20 protein-coding genes are annotated in these 20,721 nt (G+C 73.5%); 6 read left to right on the forward strand and 14 right to left on the reverse strand.

The genetic code is table 11. The annotated features are described in order from the left end of the window. Positions 1-89 precede the first annotated feature (89 nt). Positions 90-836 carry a 3'-5' exonuclease gene (locus ACZ52R_RS00110; RefSeq protein WP_465615984.1) on the reverse strand — a complete coding sequence of 249 codons (747 nt, stop codon included), beginning with the start codon at positions 834-836 and terminating at the stop codon, positions 90-92. A gap of 164 nt (positions 837-1,000) precedes the next feature. Then, positions 1,001-1,276, reverse strand: a complete 276-nt coding sequence (locus tag ACZ52R_RS00115; RefSeq protein WP_360495653.1) for a glutaredoxin family protein — start codon at positions 1,274-1,276, stop codon at positions 1,001-1,003. A 112-nt stretch (positions 1,277-1,388) separates the two neighbouring features. Here ACZ52R_RS00115 and ACZ52R_RS00120 point away from each other — a divergent pair, with 112 nt between their 5' ends. The 3 genes from ACZ52R_RS00120 (at position 1,389) to ACZ52R_RS00130 (ending at position 5,385) form a co-directional block, all read left to right on the forward strand. After that, positions 1,389-2,411, forward strand: coding sequence for an HAD family hydrolase (locus tag ACZ52R_RS00120; RefSeq protein ID WP_465615982.1), 1,023 nt, complete (start codon positions 1,389-1,391; stop codon positions 2,409-2,411). A gap of 637 nt (positions 2,412-3,048) precedes the next feature. Further along, positions 3,049-3,819 (forward strand): ECF subfamily RNA polymerase sigma factor, BldN family, encoded by a 771-nt coding sequence (locus ACZ52R_RS00125; protein ID WP_396289559.1) that lies wholly within the window; start codon positions 3,049-3,051, stop codon positions 3,817-3,819. 270 nt (positions 3,820-4,089) lie between these two features. After that, entirely contained in the window at positions 4,090-5,385 is a 1,296-nt protein-coding gene (locus ACZ52R_RS00130) for a DUF5667 domain-containing protein (RefSeq protein ID WP_465752300.1), read from the forward strand. Between the two features lie 94 nt (positions 5,386-5,479). Here ACZ52R_RS00130 and ACZ52R_RS00135 read toward each other — a convergent pair whose 3' ends face one another. The 5 genes from ACZ52R_RS00135 to ACZ52R_RS00155 all read right to left on the reverse strand — a co-directional run bounded on the left by ACZ52R_RS00135 (position 5,480) and on the right by ACZ52R_RS00155 (position 9,714). Beyond that, positions 5,480-6,493, reverse strand: a complete 1,014-nt coding sequence (locus ACZ52R_RS00135) for a lysophospholipid acyltransferase family protein (protein WP_465615978.1) — start codon at positions 6,491-6,493, stop codon at positions 5,480-5,482. A 7-nt stretch (positions 6,494-6,500) separates the two neighbouring features. Beyond that, on the reverse strand, positions 6,501-7,613 hold the full coding sequence (locus ACZ52R_RS00140) for an NAD-dependent epimerase/dehydratase family protein (RefSeq protein WP_465616358.1): 1,113 nt from the start codon (positions 7,611-7,613) through the stop codon (positions 6,501-6,503). A gap of 149 nt (positions 7,614-7,762) precedes the next feature. Beyond that, entirely contained in the window at positions 7,763-7,879 is a 117-nt protein-coding gene (locus tag ACZ52R_RS00145; protein WP_425311139.1) for a 30S ribosomal protein bS22, read from the reverse strand. A gap of 181 nt (positions 7,880-8,060) precedes the next feature. Further along, the gene (locus tag ACZ52R_RS00150) at positions 8,061-8,270 is read right to left on the reverse strand and encodes a helix-turn-helix domain-containing protein (RefSeq protein ID WP_360495668.1); all 210 of its coding nucleotides are present in this window, start codon (positions 8,268-8,270) and stop codon (positions 8,061-8,063) included. A 247-nt stretch (positions 8,271-8,517) separates the two neighbouring features. Next, positions 8,518-9,714: an acetoin utilization protein AcuC gene (locus tag ACZ52R_RS00155; RefSeq protein ID WP_465662499.1), complete on the reverse strand. Its 1,197-nt coding sequence runs from the start codon at positions 9,712-9,714 to the stop codon at positions 8,518-8,520. Positions 9,715-9,828: 114 nt separating this feature from the next. Here ACZ52R_RS00155 and ACZ52R_RS00160 point away from each other — a divergent pair, with 114 nt between their 5' ends. Next, on the forward strand, positions 9,829-10,350 hold the full coding sequence (locus tag ACZ52R_RS00160) for a hypothetical protein (protein WP_465615974.1): 522 nt from the start codon (positions 9,829-9,831) through the stop codon (positions 10,348-10,350). A gap of 27 nt (positions 10,351-10,377) precedes the next feature. Here ACZ52R_RS00160 and ACZ52R_RS00165 read toward each other — a convergent pair whose 3' ends face one another. Next, positions 10,378-11,574 (reverse strand): MFS transporter, encoded by a 1,197-nt coding sequence (locus tag ACZ52R_RS00165; RefSeq protein ID WP_465615972.1) that lies wholly within the window; start codon positions 11,572-11,574, stop codon positions 10,378-10,380. Between the two features lie 128 nt (positions 11,575-11,702). Beyond that, on the reverse strand, positions 11,703-12,530 hold the full coding sequence (gene proC / locus ACZ52R_RS00170) for a pyrroline-5-carboxylate reductase (protein WP_465615970.1): 828 nt from the start codon (positions 12,528-12,530) through the stop codon (positions 11,703-11,705). Positions 12,531-12,754: 224 nt separating this feature from the next. On the opposite strand from proC, the gene ACZ52R_RS00175 reads away from it, so the two are divergent. Continuing rightward, the gene (locus tag ACZ52R_RS00175; protein ID WP_465615968.1) at positions 12,755-13,204 is read left to right on the forward strand and encodes a hypothetical protein; all 450 of its coding nucleotides are present in this window, start codon (positions 12,755-12,757) and stop codon (positions 13,202-13,204) included. Positions 13,205-13,319: 115 nt separating this feature from the next. Next, a complete protein-coding gene (locus ACZ52R_RS00180; RefSeq protein ID WP_465662503.1) occupies positions 13,320-14,702 on the forward strand; it encodes an SCO2583/SCO2584 N-terminal domain-containing protein in 1,383 nt (460 codons plus the stop codon). 4 nt (positions 14,703-14,706) lie between these two features. Here ACZ52R_RS00180 and ACZ52R_RS00185 read toward each other — a convergent pair whose 3' ends face one another. The 5 genes from ACZ52R_RS00185 to ACZ52R_RS00205 all read right to left on the reverse strand — a co-directional run bounded on the left by ACZ52R_RS00185 (position 14,707) and on the right by ACZ52R_RS00205 (position 20,671). Continuing rightward, on the reverse strand, positions 14,707-15,243 hold the full coding sequence (locus ACZ52R_RS00185; protein ID WP_465615964.1) for a hypothetical protein: 537 nt from the start codon (positions 15,241-15,243) through the stop codon (positions 14,707-14,709). A gap of 125 nt (positions 15,244-15,368) precedes the next feature. Next, positions 15,369-17,213 (reverse strand): dihydroxy-acid dehydratase, encoded by a 1,845-nt coding sequence (gene ilvD, locus ACZ52R_RS00190; protein ID WP_465615962.1) that lies wholly within the window; start codon positions 17,211-17,213, stop codon positions 15,369-15,371. A 254-nt stretch (positions 17,214-17,467) separates the two neighbouring features. Then, positions 17,468-18,238: a class I SAM-dependent methyltransferase gene (locus tag ACZ52R_RS00195; RefSeq protein WP_465615960.1), complete on the reverse strand. Its 771-nt coding sequence runs from the start codon at positions 18,236-18,238 to the stop codon at positions 17,468-17,470. A gap of 53 nt (positions 18,239-18,291) precedes the next feature. Beyond that, the gene (locus ACZ52R_RS00200) at positions 18,292-19,095 is read right to left on the reverse strand and encodes a sugar phosphate isomerase/epimerase family protein (protein ID WP_360496078.1); all 804 of its coding nucleotides are present in this window, start codon (positions 19,093-19,095) and stop codon (positions 18,292-18,294) included. A 613-nt stretch (positions 19,096-19,708) separates the two neighbouring features. After that, positions 19,709-20,671, reverse strand: coding sequence for a Ppx/GppA family phosphatase (locus ACZ52R_RS00205; RefSeq protein ID WP_465615958.1), 963 nt, complete (start codon positions 20,669-20,671; stop codon positions 19,709-19,711). Between the last annotated feature and the right edge of the window lie 50 nt (positions 20,672-20,721).

Below are 20,721 nucleotides of genomic sequence, written 5' to 3' on the forward strand. Positions count from 1 at the left end.
GGTGAAGCTGGGCTTTGGCAGCCAGGCTATGCGTTTGTGAACGTGTGCACAAAGATGGTGTCCGTTTTGTCCCCGCACAGTGATGCGCATCACGCCGTCGAACCCATAGCACCGGCCTGCGTCAGCACCACCTCCGGGGCCCGGGAACCGGGCAGCCAGGGGCCGTACGGCGCCTCCCGGCGCAGCAACGGGACGGCCTCGCCGGACGGGCGGGAGCGGGCCCGGCCCAGCCGCGGCCAGGGCACCCGGGCCGCCTCGCGCAGCGGGCCCGCCCAGTCGTCCGGCGGACAGGACGTGGCGCCCAGGCAGTACCGCAGCAGTTCGGCGGTCACCCGGGCGTCGCCCAACGCGGTGTGCGCCGGGTACCAGCCGAGGCCCGCCGCCTCCACGCAGGCCGCCAGGCCGTGACTGCGGGCCTCCGGCAGGTGGGCGCCGGCCAGCCGCATCGTGCACAACAGCGGGACGGGCGGCAGCGACACCCCGATCCGGGCGAACTCACGCTCGAGGAAGGCGTGGTCGCAGCTGACGTGGTGGCCGACCAGCACCCGGCCGGCCAGCAGCTCCAGCAGCCGCGGGGCGATCTCACGGAAACGCGGGGCGCCCTCGACGTCGCACTGCCGTATCCGGTGCACATGGGTCGGGCCGACCGGACCCAGCGGATCCAGCAGGGTGGCGAACTCCCCCTCGGGGCGCAGCCGCTCGTCGAGCAGCACCACCGCGACCTCGACCACCCGGTGCCGCCACGGACTGCGGCCGGTCGCCTCCACGTCGACCACGGCGAAGCCCCGGGCCCCGGGCGGGGTTTCGGGTGTCGCAGGGGTCGGGCCGGGAAGCATGGCGGCACTCCTCGTGTGCTCAGCCCCCCTCGGGCGCAAACGCGTTCGATCGTAAGCCGACCAACCCGCCCCGCCGCACGCCGAAACGGAGTGTCTTTGGCAACGATTCGGCGAAGCGCCCCCGCCGAGTGGCGGGGGCGGCGGTGCCCGCGCGGGCGGCCGGGTCAGCCGCCCAGGGCCGTGCGCAGCCGGCGCTCGTCGACCCGCCAGAAGTCGTGCTGACGGCCGTCGATCAGGGTGACCGGGATCTGCTCCCAGTAGCGGCGGTACAGCTCCTCGTCCTGGGTGATGTCCTTCTCCTCGAAGGACGCCCCCAGCTCGCCCGTCACCCGGACGATCACCTCGCGGGCCTCGTCGCACAGGTGGCAGCCGGGCTTGCCGACCAGGGTCACGGTACGGTCCGCGGGCTCGGGGCTCTTACGTCGCAGCAGTGGGCTCACCGCCCCATTCTGCGCCCACCGCGCACCCGCCCCCGCGCGCGGTGGAGCTGTTCACCTCTCGGGCACGGCACCGTCACGGCCGCTCCGCGCCCGGCTGGCTATGCTCGGTGCCATGGCCGTGCTCCGAAGGCTCACCCAGGCAAGACGTTCCACCAGCGAGCGGAGCGCCCTGGCGGGCGAGGCCGCGGCCGAGGCGGCCGAGGCCGCGCTGCGCGCCGAGCCCGAGCCCGTCCCGACCCCCGCGGCGGAGACCGCGCCGGACACCGCCGAGGCGCCGGCCACGGCCAAGCCCGGGAAGGCCCCCAGGGCCCCCAGGACCCCCCAGGCGCCCACCGAGAACCACACCCCGGACCCGGACGACCCCCGCGCCGCCGCCTTCTTCGACTGCGACAACACCATCCTGCGCGGGGCCGCGGTCTTCTACCTCGGCGTCGGCCTCTACCGCCGCGGCTTCCTCACCCGCCGCGACATCGCCCGCTTCGCCTGGCAGCAGGCCTGGTTCCGGCTGCACGGCGCCGAGGACCCGGACCACATCTCGGACGCCCGGAACACCGCCCTCGGCATCGTCGCCGGCAAGCGCGCCGCCGACCTGGAGGAGATCTGCGAGCAGATCTTCGAGGAGGTCGTCGCCGACAAGATCTGGCCGGGCACCCGCGCCCTGGTCCAGATGCACCTGGACGCCGGCCAGCGGGTCTGGCTGGTCACCGCCGCCCCGCTGGAGGTGGCCCGGATCATCGCCCGGCGGCTCGGCATGACCGGCGCGCTCGGCACCGTCGCCGAGGCCCGGGACGGCCACTACACGGGCCGACTGGTCGGCGACCTGCTGCACGGCCCGGCCAAGGCCGCCGCCGTCGGCGCGCTGGCCCGCCGCGAACGCCTCGACCTCGACCGCTGCGCCGCGTACAGCGACTCGGCCAACGACATCCCGATGCTCTCGCTGGTCGGCCACCCGTACGTGGTCAACCCGGACGGCGCGCTGCGCCGCCACGCCCGGGCCCAGGGGTGGCGGGTGCGGGACTTCCGCACCGGTCGGAAGGCGGCCCGGGTGGGGCTGCCGGCGGCGGCCGCGGTCGGGGTGCTGGCCGGCGCGACGGCGGCCGGGGTGGCGCTGTACCGCCGTCGCCGCCACGCCTGATTTCCCGCCCGATCCCCTCGCCGGAGCCGTCAGGCGCGCTTGCGCGAGGTCACCCGACGAGCTCGCCCGCGCGGGTGACCGGACGTCAACCAGGGCCCTGACCTGGCCGCTCGTACGGGCGAACTCCCGTGCGTGACAGGACAGTCCGGGCCCCATGTGCGAACCTGTCTGCTGGTGACCGGTTCTGATTGTTCGCCAGGCCGGGAAAGTCAGGGGTTGCGGAGCCCCAAGGCTGGGAAACCGCCCGCCAGGCCGCCGAATTGGTCACCCTGGGCGCCTGTTCGATCACGTTGAGCCGGATGAACGATGACAGCTCCGGTCAGTGTCAGCCGAATATGCGCAACAAATGGATCCCAAACGACCACTTCAACCACACGGTGTAGCTGTCATTGCACAAAGCGTTATTCTCTCCTGGATGCACGTCACCCACGCGTCCCGCTCGAACGGATGCTTCGGGGAGTGCTCTCCGCGCAGGCGGAGGTGATCCGTCCACAGTTCTGCCTCTGGGAGTCCCGTGTACCCACCCGTCCGGAACGACGCGCCTGCACCCTCCCGCCCGTCGTCCGCGCCCCTGCGCCCCCGTACCGGCCACCGCAGCCGTCCGACCGCCGAGCGGCAGATCTCCACCGGTCTGGACATGCTGCGCAACCTGCTCCGCAGCCAGCTCGCCGCCTCGCCCCAACTCGCACCCGCCGGCGGATCGTTCAACCACCCGCACGGCCCCGGCCTGGCCCTGCGCACCACCGCCGCCGGCTCGACCGGCACCGGCTCGACGGGCACCGGCTCGCGCGGCCGCACCGGCAGCACCGGCGTCGGCCGCGGCCGCGCCCGGACCACGACCGGCCCCGGCTACGAGACCGAGCACAACCCGATCATGGAGCTGGTCGAGCGGGCCCAGGCCGGCGAGAGCGAGGCCTTCGGCCGGCTCTACGACCACTACGCGGACACCGTGTACCGCTACATCTACTACCGGGTAGGCAGCCGGGCCACGGCCGAGGACCTCACCAGCGAGACGTTCCTGCGCGCGCTGCGCCGGATCGGCACCTTCACCTGGCAGGGTCGCGACTTCGGCGCCTGGCTGGTCACCATCGCCCGCAACCTGGTCGCCGACCACTTCAAGTCCAGCCGCTTCCGGCTGGAGGTCACCACCGGCGAGATGCTCGACTCCAACGAATGCGAGCGCAGCCCCGAGGAGTCGGTGCTGGAGTCGCTCTCCAACGCCGCCCTGCTGGACGCCGTGCGCCGGCTCAACCCGCAGCAGCAGGAGTGCGTCACGTTGCGCTTCCTGCAGGGGCTCTCGGTCGCCGAGACGGCCAGGATCATGGGCAAGAACGAGGGCGCCATCAAGACCCTCCAGTACCGCGCCGTCCGCACCCTGGCCCGGCTGCTCCCGCCCGACGCGCGGTGAGCCTGTCGTGACCGAGGGGGACACAGCCGGGGTGTCGCCCGGCCGGCCGTCACCGTCCGCACCCGACCGACACGTCAGAGTGAACGGTCGATCCGATGATCAGCCGTGCGTAACCGACCGCCCGCACCGATCGTTGGCCAGAGTGCAAGCCTCCACCAGGCGTACGGTCAAGCCGAATTGTGACCTGTCACCCGATGGAGTGGCTTTGGCCAGCCGGGGCAACCGTCCGGCAGGCCGGGGTGTCGACAACGACGAAGGGAGGTGTGGCCCGTGACGGCAAACGTGCTGGAGCACCGGCGGGCGAAGGCCTTCGCCGAGGTGCTGGAGGCCCACCGGACGGAGCAACGCGCTGCAACCGACGCGGAATCGGCCAACGCCGCAGGTACCGGCCCCGGTTCGGCCGCGATGGCCGAACTGGTCGGCCTGACCGACGCACTGGAAGCGCTGCCCGGACCGGTGCTGGACCGCGAGGTCCGGACGGTCCAACGCGCCCAGCTGATGGCCGCGTTCGAACAGGCCTTCGCCGGCGGACCGGGGGCCGCGGTGCCCCGCCAGCGCCGCCACCGGGCGATCCGGAGCGCGCCACGCGGCCGCTGGAGCCGCCGGTTCGCGATCGGCGGACTCGTGGCCGGGCTCGCCGTCGGCAGCCTGGCCGGTGCCGCCGCCGCGAGCACCGGCTCCGTACCCGGTGACACGCTGTACGGGCTGAAGCGCGGCCTCGAAGGGCTCCGACTGGACTTCGCGGGCTCCGATTCGGAGCGCGGCGAGCTGCTGCTCGACAACGCCGCCACCCGGCTCGGCGAGGCGAAGGTCCTGGTCGGCCGCACCGGCCCGGCGGGCGGGCTCAGCCCGGGCACCGTCGAGCAGGTCCGCCACGCCCTGGACGACATGCACGCCGACGCCCTCAAGGGCCGCGAGCTGCTGCGCTCGGTCTACCGCAGCAACGGCTCGCTCGAGCCGATGCGCGCGCTGGCCGGCTTCGCCCAGGACGAGGACGGCCGCTGGACCGAGCTGCAGGGCAAGCTGCCCGTGCAACTCACCCAGCAGGCCTCCCTGGTGAACCAGCTCTTCGACGACATAAGCGAGGACGTCGCGCCCCTGCGCCTGGCCCAGCCCCCCGCCAACAGCGGTGGCACGGCAGGCTCCGGGGCGGGCGGCGGCTCCTCCGACCGGACCGGCGGCTCCCCCGCCGGTACCCCGGCCGACGGCTCCGGCGCGACCCAGGGCGGCGGCCAGGCCCCGGGCAGCGGCGCCACCGGCGGCAACCGCCCCGGTGCCACCGAACACGCCCCGGCCAACCCCGGCGCCGGCGGCAGCGGCGGCAAGGGCGCCGGCCTGCCGAGCACCCTGCCCACCAGCGCCCCGGACGCCGTCAACGGGCTGGTCGGCGACCTCACCGGCGGGCTCACCGGCGCCAAGCCCTCGCCGAACCCCGACGCGGCCCCGCCGTCGGCGCCGAAGCCGTCCGGCACGCCCGGAGTCCCGGACGAGGCCCGGCAGCAGGGCGTCGAGGTGCCCCCATTGGTCCCGGGCCTGCTGCCCGGGTTGCGGATCCTCGGCGGCTGACCGGGGTTGTGCGGCGGGCCCGGCGGAGTGCGATATCCGCCGGGCCCGCTCCGTACGCTCGTGCGCTGCCGCACCCCCGCGCTGGTACGGACGGTCAGAAGAACACCGAGCGGCGCTGCATCAGCAGCTGGTAGAGCGTGTGCTGGATGGTCTCGCGCACCTCGTCGGCCAGGTCGAAGACCAGCATCGGGTCGTCCGCCGCCTCCGCCGGGTACCCGTCGGTGGCGATCGGCTCGCCGAATCGGATCGTCCACTTGGTCGGCAGCGGCAGCATCCCCAGCGGGCCCAGCCAGGGGAAGGTCGGCGTGATCGGCACGTACGGAAGGCCCAGCAGCCGGGCCAGCGTCTTCACGTTGCCGATCATCGGGTAGGTCTCCTCCGCCCCGACGATCGAGCACGGCACGATCGGCACCCGCGCCCGCAGCGCCGAGGCAACGAAGCCGCCCCGGCCGAAGCGCTGGAGCTTGTAGCGCTCGGAGAAGGGCTTGCCGATGCCCTTGAAGCCCTCCGGCCAGACCCCGACCACCTCGCCGCGCTCCAGCAGCGCCTGGGCGTCCTCGTTGCAGGCCAGCGTGTGGCCGGCCTTGCGGGCCAGCTCGTTGATGCCGGGCAGCACGAAGACCAGGTCGGCGGCGAGCATCCGCAGGTGCCGCCGGTTCGGGTGGTGGTCGTGGATGGCCACCTGGGTCATCAGCGCGTCCAGCGGGATCGTCCCGGAGTGGTTGGCGACGATCAGCGCGCCGCCCTCGGCCGGGATGTTCTCCGCGCCCTGGACGTCGATCCGGAAGTACTTCTCGGCCAGTGGGCGCAGCAGCGCGAGCAGCACCTCCTCGGTGAGCTCCCGGTCGAAGCCGAACTCGTCCACCTCGTAGTCGCCGGTGACCCGGCGGCGCAGGAAGGCCAGCCCCTCGGCGGCGCGGCCCTCCCAGCCCTTGCCGAACAGCCGGGTGGCCGCCGGGCCGAGCGGCCCGGACAGCGCCCCGCCGACGGCCCCGGCGAGCCGGTCGGCCAGGCCGGGGCCCGGGCCCTCGGGCTCGGACCAGCTGGGGGCGGACTCGATCGGGATGACCTTGGCCTCGCCCGACGCGTTCTCGGCTGCGGCACTCATCGCGGGTTCAGCTCCTCGGTCGGCGGGGGCGGTTCGGTACGGCGGAGGCGTCGTCGGCGGCGGCCGCCCCTTCCGGGCCGAGCAGGGCGGTCAGCCGGTCGGTGACGGCGGCCAGCCGCCCGGGCGGCAGCAGGCCCGGGCCCCGGGCGGCGGCGAAGTCGGCGAAGGCCTCGGGGGTGGTGAACGCCGGGCGGTAGCCGAAGGTCTCGCGCAGCCGCGTGGTGTCCACCACCCGGCCGTGGGTGAGCAGCCGCAGCTGCTCCGGCGAGACGTCCACCAGCCGGGTCTGCCGGGCCAGGACGGCCATCCAGCTGACCGCGGGCAGCAGCAGCGGCAGGGTGGGCCGGCCGAGCCGGCGGGCGCACTGGGAGAGCAGCAGGACGCCCTCCCCCGCCACGTTGAAGGTCCCGGTGTTGACGGTGCCCGGTTCGGGCTCGCCCACGGCCCGGCAGAGCACGGCGACGGCGTCGTCCTCGTGGACGAACTGCAGCCGCGGGTCGTAGCCGAGGACGGTCGGCAGCACCGGGAGCGCGAAGTACTCGCCGAGCGGGGTGTCCGCGTTCGGACCGACGATGTTGGCGAAGCGCAGCACCGTCACCGCGACGTCAGGGCGGCGCCGGGCGAAGCCCCGGACGTACCCCTCGACCTCCGCCGCGTCCTTGGCGAAGCCCCCGCCGGGCGGGTCCTTCGGCTGGATCCGCTCGCTGAACACCGCCGGGTCACGGGGCGCGGAGCCGTACACGCCGGTCGTCGACTTCACCACCAGCCGACGCACCCCGGGTGCCTTCTGGCAGGCGCCGAGCAGCTGCATGGTGCCGATGACGTTGGACTCCTTCACCGCGGAGCGGTTGGTGGAGCCCAGGCCGGTGGCGCTGACGCTGAGGTGCACGACGGTGTCCACCCGGTGCTCGGCGAGCACCCGGGCGAGCGCCGGGCGCCGCAGGTCGAGCTGGTGGAAGCGGTACGGGGCGGCCGGGCCGGCCGGCTCCTCGGCCGGCACCCGGGGCGGCTGCACGTCCACGCCGACGACCAGGTCCACGCCCGGACGGCGACGGACCTCGGCGGCGAAGCGGGCACCGAGACGGCGCGCCACGCCGGTGACGAGCACGACCACGCCCACGGTGCTGCACCCCATTCCTCGACCCGAGCGGCCTGTGTGCACCGTACCGCGCCGCCCTGCCGGGCCGGGAAACGACACCGCCCGCCCGGGCCACGAGGGCCAGGGCGGGCGGTGGAAGCGCTGGACGCGCTGGGCGCGGCCGGGGGCGCTTACTTCTTGTTGCGACGCTGAACGCGAGTGCGCTTGAGAAGCTTGCGGTGCTTCTTCTTGGCCATACGCTTGCGACGCTTCTTGATGACAGAGCCCACGGAACAACCCTCGCTCACTGAGACTCTCGTCCGTGAGAGACGGAGTCCATACGACTGACGTGAGGGCCTAGCCTACCGTCCATGGCGCGAAGGCCGTAATCCCGCTCCCGGTAGCCGGGAAACTCGCGGGAAATCCAGGGCGAACGGGGACGAACGGGGGTGGGCCCGCGGCTGCGGACCCGCCCCCGCCGGCCCGGTCCTACGCGCTCTCGAGCCGCACGTACGACTCCTTGAGGTACTCGTGCACCGCCTGCTGGGGCACCCGGAAGGACCGTCCGACCCGGATGGCCGGCAGTTCTCCGCTGTGCACCAACCGGTACACCGTCATCTTGGACACCCGCATGACCGCAGCGACCTCCGCCACGGTCAGGAAGACGACTTCCTGCAGGGGACGCTCCAGGGAACTCATGACCATCACCCGACCCTTACCCGTGTGCAAGGCACCGGCTTCCCCTCCGGTGACTCCACCGGCACACGTGTATCCCCAGAGTAGTTATGGGTGGTACCAGTGGGAAGAGGGGAGGTGCAGTCCTCGTACGGTGAGAGATAGGACTGTTGCAGTACGTAGCCACTCGGCGGATCGCACGGGTCGGCGTACGCACGGCCCGGCGGGCGGGCGGCCGGGGCGCCCTCGCTGCCCGGCCGGGGCGGCGGGTTCAGGCCAGCAGACCGTGGTGGGGGAACACCGCGCGGCGGCTCGCGAGGATGGCCTGATCGAGCCGGTCGGCCGGATCGTAACCCGCGTCGAAGTCGCGCCAGGCCGGGCGGGCGCCGTCGGTCATCCGCAGCGGGGCCGGGCGGCGGGTACGGCGGTAGACCTCGGCGCGCCAGGACTCGGGGGTCTCGGTGGCGGGGTCGACGGGTCGTCCGGCGGCGGTGGCGACCAGGTGGGTCCAGGTGCGCGGGACGACGTCGACCACCGCGTAGCCGCCCCCGCCGGTGGCCACCCAGCGGCCGTCGGCGTGGCGGTGGGCGAGGTCGTGCAGCTCCTCGGCGATCAGCCGCTGGGCGTCCACGGTGACGGCGAGGTGGGCGAGCGGGTCCTCCACATGGGTGTCGGCGCCGTGCTGGGTGACCAGGACCTGCGGCCGGAAGGCGTCGAGCAGGTCGGGCACCAGGGCGTGGAAGGCGCGCAGCCAGCCGGCGTCGCCGGTGCCGGCCGGCAGCGGCAGGTTGGCGGCGGAGCCGGGGGCGTCCGGGCCGCCGGTCTCCATCGGCCAGCCGGTCTGCGGGAAGAGCGTGGCGGGGTGCTCGTGCAGGGAGACGGTGAGCACCCGGGGGTCGTTCCAGAAGGCCTCCTGGACGCCGTCGCCGTGGTGGACGTCCACGTCGACGTAGGCGACCCGCTCGGCGCCGAGTTCGAGCAGCCGGGCGATGGCCAGCGCGGGGTCGTTGTAGATGCAGAAACCGGAGGCCTTGCCGGGCATCGCGTGGTGCAGTCCGCCGGCGAAGTTGACGGCGTGCGGGGTCTCGCCGCGCCAGACCGCCTCGGCGGCGGCCACCGACTGGCCGGCGATCAGCGCGGAGGCCGAGTGGATCGCGGGGAAGGACCAGTTGTCGTCGGTGCCGAGGCCGTGCCGGGGGTCGGTCCGATCGGGGTGGGCGGCGGCGTGCTTGACCGCCTCGACGTACTCCCGGGTGTGCACCAGCTGGAGGGTGGACTCGCCGGCGGCCGGCCCGGACCGGACGGTCACCCCGGGACCGCCGTCCAGCCCGAGGGCCTCGACCAGACGCATGGTGAGCGCCAGCCGGGTCGGGTCCATCGGGTGGCCGGGGCCGAAGTCGTAGGCGGTGACGGCCTCGTCCCAGAAGAGGTGCAGGCCGCAGGGGGTGTCACGCTCGGCTTCGGGCATGGCCTCCACCGTAGCGGGTGGCGGTGGCCGGGCCGCCGCCAGGGCGCGCCGGGGCGGAAGCGCTTTGTTGAGGCGGTACAGACAAAAGCTATCCGGCTCCCTATCCTCTCCGCCATGAAGCCATTCAGCGTGCAACGCCTTGGGGTAATTCTCGCTGCAATACTGGGACTTGGCCTGTTCTTTGCCGCCCAGCCGGCCTCCGCCGCGGTCAGCGGACCCGCTTTCGCCGTCGACAGGTCGACCGCGAAGGCCGGTGACCAGCTGACCCTGACGCTGTCCCTCACCAACACCGAGACCAGCGACATCTACTTCGGCTACGAGACCATCTCGCCGACCTGGCCCGCCAACACCAGCGGCGCCTTCACCGTCACGAGCTGCACCGGGGACACGGTCGACTGCGTGATCAGCGGGAACAGCGCCAACTTCCACTTCAACGCGCCGATCGCGCCGGGAGCGACCAGGACCGTCACGCTCACCGTCAAGATCGCCGACACCCCGTCGTGGGGCGCCGGGCCCTACACGGTGAACTGGGCGACCTACCTCTACTACGAGTTCGGCCAGGTGGGCAGTCCGACCGACGTCAGGGAGGGCGGCTCGCTCTCCGGGCTGCCCGAGCTGCAGACCGTGATCAGCTGACCCCCGTCCCGCCAACGGCCCCCGTCGTCACGCGGCGGCGGGGGCCAGCGCCGGTGCCGGGGCGAAGCGGTCCGCCAGCGGCAGGACGGCGAGCACCAGCAGCATCGGGGCCAGCAGCGCCCAGCGGTAGGAGCTCGCGTCGGCGATCGCCCCGACCAGCGGCGAACCGATCAGGAAACCCACGTAGTTGAAGAGGTTGAGCCGGGCCACCGCGGCGTCCGAGTCGGCCGGGAAGAGCCGGCCGCCGGCCGCGAAGACCTGCGGGATGATCGCGCAGATGCCGAAGCCGAGCACGGTGAACCCGGCGACGCCCGCCCAGGCGGCGGGCGCCACCGCGGCCACCCCGAAACCGAGCGCGGCCAGCGCCGCACCCGCGCGGACCACCAGGACGGCGCCGAAGCGCTGCACCGCGCGGTCGCCCAGAGCGCGGCCGAGCAGCATCGCGACCATGTAGCCGAGGTAGGAGAGCTTGGCGAGGTCCTCGCGGCTGCCCAGGCCGTCGGTGAGGTACTTGACGCTGTAGTTGGAGACCGAGGCGTCGGCGATGTACGCGAAGGCCATCGCCAGGCAGAGCGGCAGCAGCGGCCGCCAGGGGATGGACCGGGCGGCGGCCTCGGCGGCCTCCCGGACGGCGTCGCCGAGTTCGGCCGGGCCCGCGAAGCTGGTGCCGGTGACCACCGCGAGCGGGGCGATCACCGCGGCGGCCGTGCCGAACAGCACCGGCAGCCCGAGGTCGTAGTGCGAGCCGAGGCCCGCCAGGGCCGCGCCGACGATGCCGCCCAGGCTGAACGCGGCATGGAAGCCGATCATGATCGAGCGGCCGTAGCGGTGCTGCAGGCCCACCCCGAGCATGTTCATACTGGCGTCCAGTGCCCCCACCAGCAGCCCGAACGCCCCCAGCGCGAGGGCGAGTTGCCACAGCGTGTCACCGAGCCCGGCCGCCGCCAGGCTGAGGCAGACGGCGGGTTGGACCACCCGCAGCACGGCCCGCGCGCCGGTGCGCTTCACCAGCTGCTCGGAGGTGATCGAGCCGACCCCGGCCAGGATCGGCACGGCGGCCAGGAAGACCGGCAGCAGCCCGTCGCTCAGCCCGTACCGGTGCTGCAGCTCCGGGATACAGGTGACCAGCAGCGCGAAGGTGGTGCCCTGCAGCAGGAAGCTGACGGCGAGTGCGGCCCGCCCCACCCGCAGGCCGGGCGGGACCGCGGACGGCGCGGCACTCATACGGACCTCCACACGGGCCTCCCGGCGACCTCGCTACCGCCCGGTAGGACGATGTTGGCGAGAGCGTAGGCGGTGCGCCGCGATTGCGGGAGGGGTCGCGCAGGGACTTCTGCCCCGGCCGCCGCGGACTACTTCCCGCCGGAGGCCAGCTCCCTGGAACGGTCCCGGGCCGCCTCCAGGGCGCCCAGCAGCGCGGCCCGCACACCGTGGTTCTCCAGCTCGCGGATGGCCGCGATGGTGGTGCCGGCCGGGGAGGTGACCGCCTCGCGTAGCTTCACCGGGTGCTCGCCGGAGTCCCGCAGCATCACCGACGCGCCGATCGCGGACTGCACGATCAGGTCGTGCGCCACCTGGCGGGGCAGGCCGAGCAGGATCCCCGCGTCGGTCATCGCCTCGACCAGGAAGTAGAAGTAGGCCGGGCCGGAGCCGGAGAGCGCGGTGGCCGCGTCCTGCTGGGACTCCGGCAGCCGCAGCGCCTTGCCGACCGAGCTGAAGATCTCCTCGGTGCGCGCCAGGTGCTCCTCGGTGGCGTGCGAGCCCGCCGAGATGACGCTCATCCCCTCGTCCACCAGGACCGGCGTGTTGGGCATCACCCGGACCACCGGAGTGCCGGCCGCCAGCCGCTCCTCGAACCAGGCCGTCGGGACGCCGGCCGCGGCCGAGATCACCAGCCGGTCCGCACCGACGTGCGGGGCCAGCTCCTCCAGCAGGGTGCCCATGTCCTGCGGCTTGACCGCGAGGATCAGGGTGTCGGCGAGCTTGGCGGCCTCGGCGTTGGAGACCGCCACCACGCCGTACCGGGCGGCGAGTTCGACCGCGCGCTCGGGGCGGCGGGCGGTCACCAGGACGTCCGCCGGGTTCTTGCCCGCCCGCAGCAGGCCGGAGAGCAGGGCCTCGCCGATCTTGCCGGTGCCCAGGAAGGCGATCTTCTGTCCGCGTGCTGCGCTGCTGCCCATGGTCCGCTCCTTGCCTTGGTACTGCGGCCATCCTCGCACCGTACGTCGGCGCCCGGCGGGACCGTCCGGTTCGTGGTCGCCGGGCCCGGCGGGGTGCGCCGCTCGCTCGGCCGTCGCCGCGCCTTGTCGCGCCTTGTCGCGCCTTGTCGACCTTCCCGCCCCTAGGGAGAAAACCAGGGGGTTCCCCTATGGCCTCCGGGGCCGGGCGGGCGCACCGTTGAACCATGGCACACGACGAAATGTCCCGACGTGAGAACCGGCAACTCGCCGTCGCCTCGGCGACCGTGGGCCCGTGGCGAACCGCCGCGGGGGTCGGTGCGGTGGTGGGGGCGACCTCCCTGGGGATCGAGGCGATCTCCGGGAGCTGGTCGCTGAGCATGCTGGCCGGACCGGCCGGCTGGGCGCTGTTCTTCTTCTTCCTGGTCGGCACCGTCGGCGGGCAACTGCGCCGCGACACCGCCGACCGGCGGCTGCGCCGCTGGGCGAACGACCACCCGTGGCAGTCGGCCCTCCCGGCGGCCGGCGGGCTGCTGGCACTGAACACCCTGGCGCAGCTGTTCCTCGGCGACTCCGGTCTGTTCGGCTCCTTCTTCATCTCGCTGCTGCCCGCCGGCCTCCTGCTGGCGATCGCCGGGGTGGTGGGGTCGGTGAAGCAGGCCCGCCGCAAGGGCTGACGCACCGGCACGGTTCAGGACGAAACAGGGTGAAGCGCCACCCGGCGGGCACGAGTTCACCACGTGGAGCGCCCCCGATCAGCGCATCGTCACACCCCGTCGTCATACTGGCGCGATGCCGATAGCCGAAGATCCGGAACCGCGCCCCGTCAGGGGCGACGAGCCGGGCGGGTCCGACCCGTCCGGAACGGGTGCGAAGGACCCGTTCGCCGACCTCGTCCTGGACGACGAATTCGTCCGGGGCGCCGCCGTCAAGGAACAGAGCGGGCGCACCCGCATGCTCACCGCCCGGTGGAAGCACACCCCGCCGGTCGACCCGGGCGGCCGCCGCTCGGTCAACGACGGCCCGGCGAAGAAGGCCAAGCGCCGCTTCGGGCGCAAGCCGAAGCCCCAAGCGGTCGACCCCTGGGGCAACCCGCGCCCGCGCAGTCGCCAACTGCCGTGGCGCACACCGCTCTACGTCGTGCTGACCGTCACCGTGCTGCTCGCGGCCCTGAACGTCAACGGGCTGCGCAACTGGTACTCGGACCACTACGGCGGCTCCTCCTCGGCCCACACCCCCGCGCCGACCGTCGCCCCCGAGACGGCCCGGCCGACCACCGCGCCGCCGAAGGTCGACGAACAGCAGCCGACCGTCGACCACCCCTGGGCCGGGTCCCTCGCCGAGGGCTGGCCGAACGGCGCCGAGGCCTTCGTCCTCCCCGAGGCACAGGCCACCGGCGTCTTCTCCACCGCCCAGGTCGCCGCCCAACTGCAGTCCGTCAAGGACTACCTGATCGCCGCCAACCTCGACCCCAAGGTGGTCGCCGGCGGCCGTCCGGACGCCGCCCTGGCACTGCTGGAGCGGGAGGACCAGGACGGCGCGAAGGCCGCACTGGAGCACCCGTCCAAGGACAACGACCCGACCAACTGGTTCAGCCGGTTCGACCCGCGCGACGCGATCCCGGTGGGCGACACGGTCAAGGTGCAGGGCCGGATGACCTACGAAGGCGACGGGGACAAGGGCGTCCTGATCCACACCGACTTCAGCTTCGTGTACGCGCTGCGCCCCGGCCCCGAGGCCGCCAAGCGGGCCGGGTCGCCCCAGCCGACGACCCCCGCCCCGCAGCCGACGAAGCCCGCCGCGCCGCAGGGCGGCGGCACGGCCAAGCCGGCGGGTCTCCTCGTGCCGGCGGGTCTGCTCGCGCCGACGGACGACGTGGCCGGGGACACCTGGACCACCCGCACGATCGTGCGGCGGGCGGACACGTTCCGCTTCTACGACCCGGGCCGCTACCAGGTCCAGCCGAAGAAGATCGTGTACGCCAAGAGCCAGACGGACCCCGCCAACTCGGCCTGCGACGTCTACGACGGCTTCTTCCACCCGCAGTTCGACCAGTTCGCGGCGCTGCGACCGGACACCCCCGGCTCCCGGCCGACCGGCCCGGCCATCGACCCGTACGACCGCAGCAAGGACATCCAGCAGACCGACGAGTGCGGCACGATCAGCCGCTACTGACCGGTCAGCGCTTGCGCTTGGCCCTGGCGTCGGGCCGGCCGCTGCGGCCGGCCTGGCGCTTCTCGTACTGGGCGACGGCCCGCTGGTACGCGGCGCGGCGCACCGCCTCGCCCGGCGCCTCGACCAGGCTGCGGGCGAAGTAGGCGGCCAGGGCGCCGGCGCTGCCGATGAGCCAGACCGCGCCGAGCGACTTGTCCTCGGCCATCCAGCCGGTCAGCTGGTCCCTGCCCTCGGTGAGCAGCTTCCAGGTGCGCCGGACGGACATCATCGAGCAGATCGCGATGGCGGCGGTCATCAGCCCGTTGACGAAGGTCCCGTTGTCGGAGAGGGCGATGCCCTCGACGCCGAACCGCAGCACCAGCACCACGGCGGCGGTCGCGGCCAGGGCGCCGACGGACACGGCGACCCGGCGCGGCCAGTAGCCGCCGTCCCGGTTCAGCCAGCTGGTGCCGAACCAGCGGATCGGCTCCGGCTCGGGCGCGCCGACGGTCTTGGGGGCGCCGACGGCCTTGGGCGCGGGGGTGGGGGGCTGCTCGCTCACGCCGTCGATTATCACCCGACCGCCCCATCCGGCGGAGGAGCCGTCCGAACCGACGGAGGAGCCGTCCCCTACGGCGAAGGAGCCGTCCCGGCCTGCGGGACGGCTCCTTCGCGTACTGCCGGGGCTCAGCCGAGCTTGGTCACGTCGCGGACGGCGCCCTTGTCGGCGGAGGTGGCCATCGCGGCGTAGGCGCGCAGGGCCTGGCTGACCTGGCGCTCGCGGTTCTTCGGGCGGTAGCCGCCCGAGGCCTCCAGGGCGCGGCGGCGCTCGGCGAGGACCTCGTCCGGGACCTCCAGGGAGATGGTCCGGCCGGGGATGTCGATGGCGATGGTGTCGCCGTCCTCGACGAGGGCGATGGTGCCGCCGGAGGCCGCCTCCGGGGAGGCGTGGCCGATGGACAGACCCGAGGTGCCGCCGGAGAAACGGCCGTCGGTGACCAGCGCGCAGGCCTTGCCGAGGCCGCGGCCCTTGAGGAAGGACGTCGGGTAGAGCATCTCCTGCATGCCCGGGCCGCCCTTGGGGCCCTCGTAGCGGATGACGACGACGTCGCCCTCCTTGATCCGCTTGGCCAGGATCGCCTCGACCGCGTCCTCCTGGGACTCGACGACGACGGCCGGGCCGCTGAAGGTCCAGATCGACTCGTCCACGCCGGCGGTCTTCACGATGCAGCCGTCCTCGGCGAGGTTGCCGTGCAGCACGGCCAGGCCGCCCTCGACGGAGTAGGCGTGCTCGACGCCGCGGATGCAGCCCTTGGCGGCGTCGGTGTCCAGCGACTCCCAGCGCTCGGACTGGGAGAAGGCCTCGGAGGAGCGGACGCAGCCGGGGGCGGCGTGCCACAGCTCGACGGCCTCGGCGGAGGGCGAGCCGCCGCGCACGTCCCAGGTCTTGAGCCACTCGGCGAGCGAGTCGGCGTGCACGGTGTGGACGTCCTCGTTGAGCAGCCCGCCGCGGTACAGCTCGCCGAGGATCGCCGGGATGCCGCCGGCCCGGTGGACGTCCTCCATGTAGTACGAGCCGTTCGGCGCGACCTTGGACAGGCAGGGCACCTTGCGGGAGATCGCGTCGATGGCCCGCAGGTCGAAGTCCAGCTCGGCCTCCTGGGCGGCGGCGAGCAGGTGCAGGATCGTGTTGGTCGAGCCGCCCATGGCGATGTCCAGGGCCATGGCGTTCTCGAAGGCGGCGCGGGTGGCGATCGCCCGGGGCAGGACGGAGGCGTCGTCACCGTCGTAGTAGCGGTTCGCGATCGCGACGACGGTCTGCCCGGCGTTCTCGTACAGCGCCCGGCGGGCCGTGTGGGTGGCGAGCACCGAACCGTTGCCGGGCAGCGAGAGGCCGATGGCCTCGGTGAGGCAGTTCATCGAGTTGGCGGTGAACATGCCGGAACACGAACCGCAGGTCGGGCAGGCGTTCTCCTCGATGATCGCGATGTCCTCGTCGGAGACGTTCTCGTTGACGGCCTGCGAGATCGCGTCGACCAGGTCGAGCTTGCGCACGGTGCCGTCGACCAGGGTGGCCTTGCCGGCCTCCATCGGACCGCCGGAGACGAAGACGGTCGGGATGTTCAGGCGCAGCGCGGCCATCAGCATGCCCGGGGTGATCTTGTCGCAGTTGGAGATGCAGATCAGGGCGTCCGCGCAGTGCGCGTTGACCATGTACTCGACCGAGTCGGCGATCAGGTCGCGCGAGGGCAGCGAGTAGAGCATGCCGCCGTGGCCCATCGCGATGCCGTCGTCCACGGCGATGGTGTTGAACTCGCGCGGGATGCCGCCCGCCTGCTTGATCGCCTCGGAGACGATCCGGCCCACCGGCTGGAGGTGGGTGTGGCCGGGGACGAACTCCGTGAAGGAGTTGGCGACCGCGATGATCGGCTTGCCGAAGTCCTCGCGGGCTACACCGGCCGCCCGGAGAAGCGCCCGGGCGCCTGCCATGTTGCGACCGTGGGTGACCGTACGGGACCTCAGCTCGGGCACTGTGCTCCACTCCTTCGGGCTCTCGCCGGCGCCCCGCCGGTGGGAGGGTGCGGGGGCCGCTGTGGCTACCGAGCCTACGCCCGCCGTCCGGGCGGCGGACGGGCCGTCCGCGATGCGGTCGTACCGCCGGCGTGCGGGCCGGCGTGCGGGCCGGGGGGTTGTCGACGGGCAGTGGGCGGGGGGCGGCTGGCCGGCGGGGGCGGCGGGCAGTCGGCAGGGAGGTGGGCGGCTGGTCGGTGGGCGGCGCTGCGGGATCACCCCGGGGTGACGGCCACCGTGAGGTCGAGGGCGAACGGCTCGACCACGATGCCGTCCGGGAACTCGACGAGCATGGCCTCCCGCTCGGCGGCCAGCACCGGCGCACGCTCCTCGGGGCTCAACGAGGCCAGGTACGAGCGGGAGGTGAGGTCGGTCAGCACGTGGTCGACGGTGACCCGCCGCTCCCAGTGCAGCACCGCCCGTTCGACCGCGAGGCCGGCCGGCGCGAAGTGGCTGGTGTGGTCGCTGATCCCGCCGTAGCCGCGGTAGCGGGCGGGCAGTGCGGCGGCCATCCGCCGGTCCCGGGCCCGGACCCACGGCACGGTCTCGTCGTGCACGTTCCACCAGACGGCGACGGCGCCGCCCGGCCGCAGGACCCGGAGCGCCTCGGGGACCGACCGCTCGGGGTACGTCCAGTGGAAGGCCTGGGCGTAGGTGATCAGGTCGGCGGAGTGGTCGTGGAAGGGCAGGTCGTCGCCGCTGCCGCGGACCAGCGGCAGCGTGGGCGAGGAGGCCAGGAACTGGGCGGCCATGCCGGAGCTGGGCTCGACGGCGACGACGTCCGCGCCCCTGGCGGCCAGCAGCCGGGTGGCGATGCCGGTGCCCGCGCCGACGTCCAGGACCCGGGCGCCCTTGAGGCCCCGGCCCCACAGCCGCTCCAGCGCGTCGAACAGCTCGTCGGGGTAGCCGGGGCGGCCCCGGTCGTACTCGGCGGCCACCGCGCCGAAGCTCCCGGCGGCCTCCCGGTAGTTCCGCTCCTCCGTCATGTCTCGCCCTCCGTACGGAAGTTCGTACCCACAGCGGGGCGTGCCCGTGCGGCTCAGCGTACGCGCGAGGAGGTGGCCAGGTGCAAGCGGGTAAAAGCCAGGGCCTCGGCCAGATCGGCCTCGCGTTCGGCGGGCGACGCGGAGCGCCGGGTGTTGACTTCCAGCACCACGTGGCCGTCGAACCCGGTACGGGCGAGGTGCTCCAGCAGCTCCGCGCAGGGCTGCTTGCCGCGGCCGGGGATCAGGTGCTCGTCCTTGCCGGAGCCGCTGCCGTCGGCCAGGTGCACGTGGGCGAGCCGGTCGCCCATCCGCTCGACCATGGCGAAGGTGTCGATCCGGGACGTCGCCACGTGCGAGAGGTCGATGGTGAAGTGCCGGTACTCCTCGTCGGTGACGTCCCAGCCGGGCGCGTACGCCAGCACCTCACGGTCGCGGTAGCGCCACGGGTACATGTTCTCGACGGCGAAGCGGACGTCGGTCTCGCCCGCCATCCGGTTGATGCCCTCGACGAAGTCCCGGGCGTACTGGCGCTGCCAGCGGAACGGCGGATGGACGACGACGGCGCTCGCGCCGAGCTTCTCGGCCGCCGCCCGGGCCCGGACCAGCTTGGTCCACGGGTCGGTGGTCCACACCCGCTGGGTGATCAGCAGACAGGGCGCGTGCACGGCCAGGATCGGCAGCTGATGGGCGTCGGAGAGCCGGCGCAGCGCCTCGATGTCCTGACTGACCGGATCGTTCCAGACCATCACCTCGACCCCGTCGTAGCCGAGCTTCGCCGCCAGCTCGAAAGCGACGGCGGTGCTCGCCGGGTACACCGAAGCGGTGGACAGGGCCACCTTGGTGTCGGGGATGTGCAGCGCCGGGTGCTGGGGCAGCACCAGCCGGTCGGTGGTGCGCAGCAACGGCGGACGGGCGGCGTCCCGGCGGGCGGCCTTGACCGAGCGCACCGACTGGACGGCGGCCTTCGCGGCACCGGCGGCCCGGGCGGTGCGGGTCTCCCGCGGCGCGGCCTTGGCGGCCGCCTTGCGGGGGGCCGGGCCGCGGGCGGGCGCCGCCCCGGGCTGCTCCGGCGGCTGCGTCGGGGGCTTCTTGTCCGTGGCCTTCTTGTCCGTGGTCTTCTTCGTCGCCGGCTTCTTCGCGGTCGGCTTCTTCGCGGTCGGCTTCTTCGCGGTCGGCTTCTCGGCGGCGGTGCGCGTCGTCGCGGCGGTCTTCGGTGCGGCCGTCTTCGGGGCGTCCTTCGTGGCAGCCTTCTTCGTGGCGGCCTTCTTCGTGGTGCGCTGGGCCGCCTTCACAGCCTTGGCGGCCTGCGCGGCGGTGGCGCCCTTGACCGCCTTGCCGAGCCGGCGGCGCGGGCTGTCCGGCCGCGGCTGCCCGTCCCCGGGAGCGCGGCCCTCCCGCGTCCCGTCCTCGCCCGCTGGTTGCACCACGGGAGACAGCGTAAGCGGAGCTCGCTCCGAACGGGACGCCGTCCTACGGAGTCAACGCCGGTCGGCGCCGGTCGGCGGGGCTGTCCATGGCGTCCAGGCGGCGCAGGATGATGCCCTCGCGCAGCGCCCACGGGCAGACGTCCAGCTCGTCGAGGCCGAACAGGTCCATCGCGGCGTCGGCGACCAGCGCGCCGGCCAGCAACTGCTTGGCACGGCCCTCGGAGACGCCGGGGATCTGGGCGCGCTCGGCGACGGTCATCGTGGCCAGCCGCGGCAGCCAGGCGCCAAGCCCGCTGCGGGTGAGCCGGCGGTCGGTGTACGGGCCGGCGTCGGCGGGCGCGGCGCCGGTCATCCGGGCCAGCTGCTTGAAGGTCTTGGAGGTGGCGACCGCGTGCTGCGGCGGCCCGAGCCGGGAGATCTCGCCGACCACGGTGGCCATCTCGGCCCGGATGTGGCGTCTCAGCTCGCGCAGCCCGTCCGGGTCCGCGACGTCCCCGGGCAGCCAGCGGGCGGTCAGCCGCCCGGCGCCCAGCGGCAGCGAGCAGGCGACGTCCGGCTGCTCGTCCAGACCGCAGCCGATCTCCAGCGAGCCGCCGCCGATGTCCAGGTTGAGCAGCCGGCCGGAGGACCAGCCGAACCAGCGGCGAACCGCCAGGAAGGTGAGCCGGGCCTCGTCCTGCCCGGAGAGCACCCGCAGCTCGACACCGGTCTCGGCGGTCACCCGGCGCAGCACCTCCTCGCCGTTCGCGGCCTCGCGCACGGCGGAGGTGGCGAACGGCAGGATGTCGACGACACCCTTGTCCTCGGCGACCCGCAGCGAGGACGCGATGTGGCCGACCAGCCGCTCGATACCGGCCTCGTTTATCGAGCCGTCCTCGTCCAGCAGCTCGGCCAGGCGCAGTTCGGCCTTGTGGGAGTACGCGGGCAGCGGGGCGGCGCCCGGATGGGCGTCCACCACGAGGAAGTGGACCGTGTTGGAACCTACGTCGAGAACACCGAGTCGCATAACTCTCCACGCTACGCGATCCGGGCCCGGGCGAGGGGGGTTGCGACGGT

This window comes from Kitasatospora sp. NPDC034023 (assembly GCF_055575795.1).

Coding starts and splice junctions, on each gene's coding strand:
- ACZ52R_RS00110 (WP_465615984.1), bottom strand. CDS start 836: ATGCTTCCCGGCCCGACCCCTGCGACACCCGAAACCCCGCCCGGGGCC.
- ACZ52R_RS00120 (WP_465615982.1), top strand. CDS start 1,389: ATGGCCGTGCTCCGAAGGCTCACCCAGGCAAGACGTTCCACCAGCGAG.
- ACZ52R_RS00125 (WP_396289559.1), top strand. CDS start 3,049: ATGCTGCGCAACCTGCTCCGCAGCCAGCTCGCCGCCTCGCCCCAACTC.
- ACZ52R_RS00135 (WP_465615978.1), bottom strand. CDS start 6,493: ATGAGTGCCGCAGCCGAGAACGCGTCGGGCGAGGCCAAGGTCATCCCG.
- ACZ52R_RS00150 (WP_360495668.1), bottom strand. CDS start 8,270: ATGAGTTCCCTGGAGCGTCCCCTGCAGGAAGTCGTCTTCCTGACCGTG.
- ACZ52R_RS00155 (WP_465662499.1), bottom strand. CDS start 9,714: ATGCCCGAAGCCGAGCGTGACACCCCCTGCGGCCTGCACCTCTTCTGG.
- ACZ52R_RS00160 (WP_465615974.1), top strand. CDS start 9,829: ATGAAGCCATTCAGCGTGCAACGCCTTGGGGTAATTCTCGCTGCAATA.
- ACZ52R_RS00165 (WP_465615972.1), bottom strand. CDS start 11,574: ATGAGTGCCGCGCCGTCCGCGGTCCCGCCCGGCCTGCGGGTGGGGCGG.
- proC (WP_465615970.1), bottom strand. CDS start 12,530: ATGGGCAGCAGCGCAGCACGCGGACAGAAGATCGCCTTCCTGGGCACC.
- ACZ52R_RS00175 (WP_465615968.1), top strand. CDS start 12,755: ATGGCACACGACGAAATGTCCCGACGTGAGAACCGGCAACTCGCCGTC.
- ACZ52R_RS00180 (WP_465662503.1), top strand. CDS start 13,320: ATGCCGATAGCCGAAGATCCGGAACCGCGCCCCGTCAGGGGCGACGAG.
- ACZ52R_RS00195 (WP_465615960.1), bottom strand. CDS start 18,238: ATGACGGAGGAGCGGAACTACCGGGAGGCCGCCGGGAGCTTCGGCGCG.
- ACZ52R_RS00205 (WP_465615958.1), bottom strand. CDS start 20,671: ATGCGACTCGGTGTTCTCGACGTAGGTTCCAACACGGTCCACTTCCTC.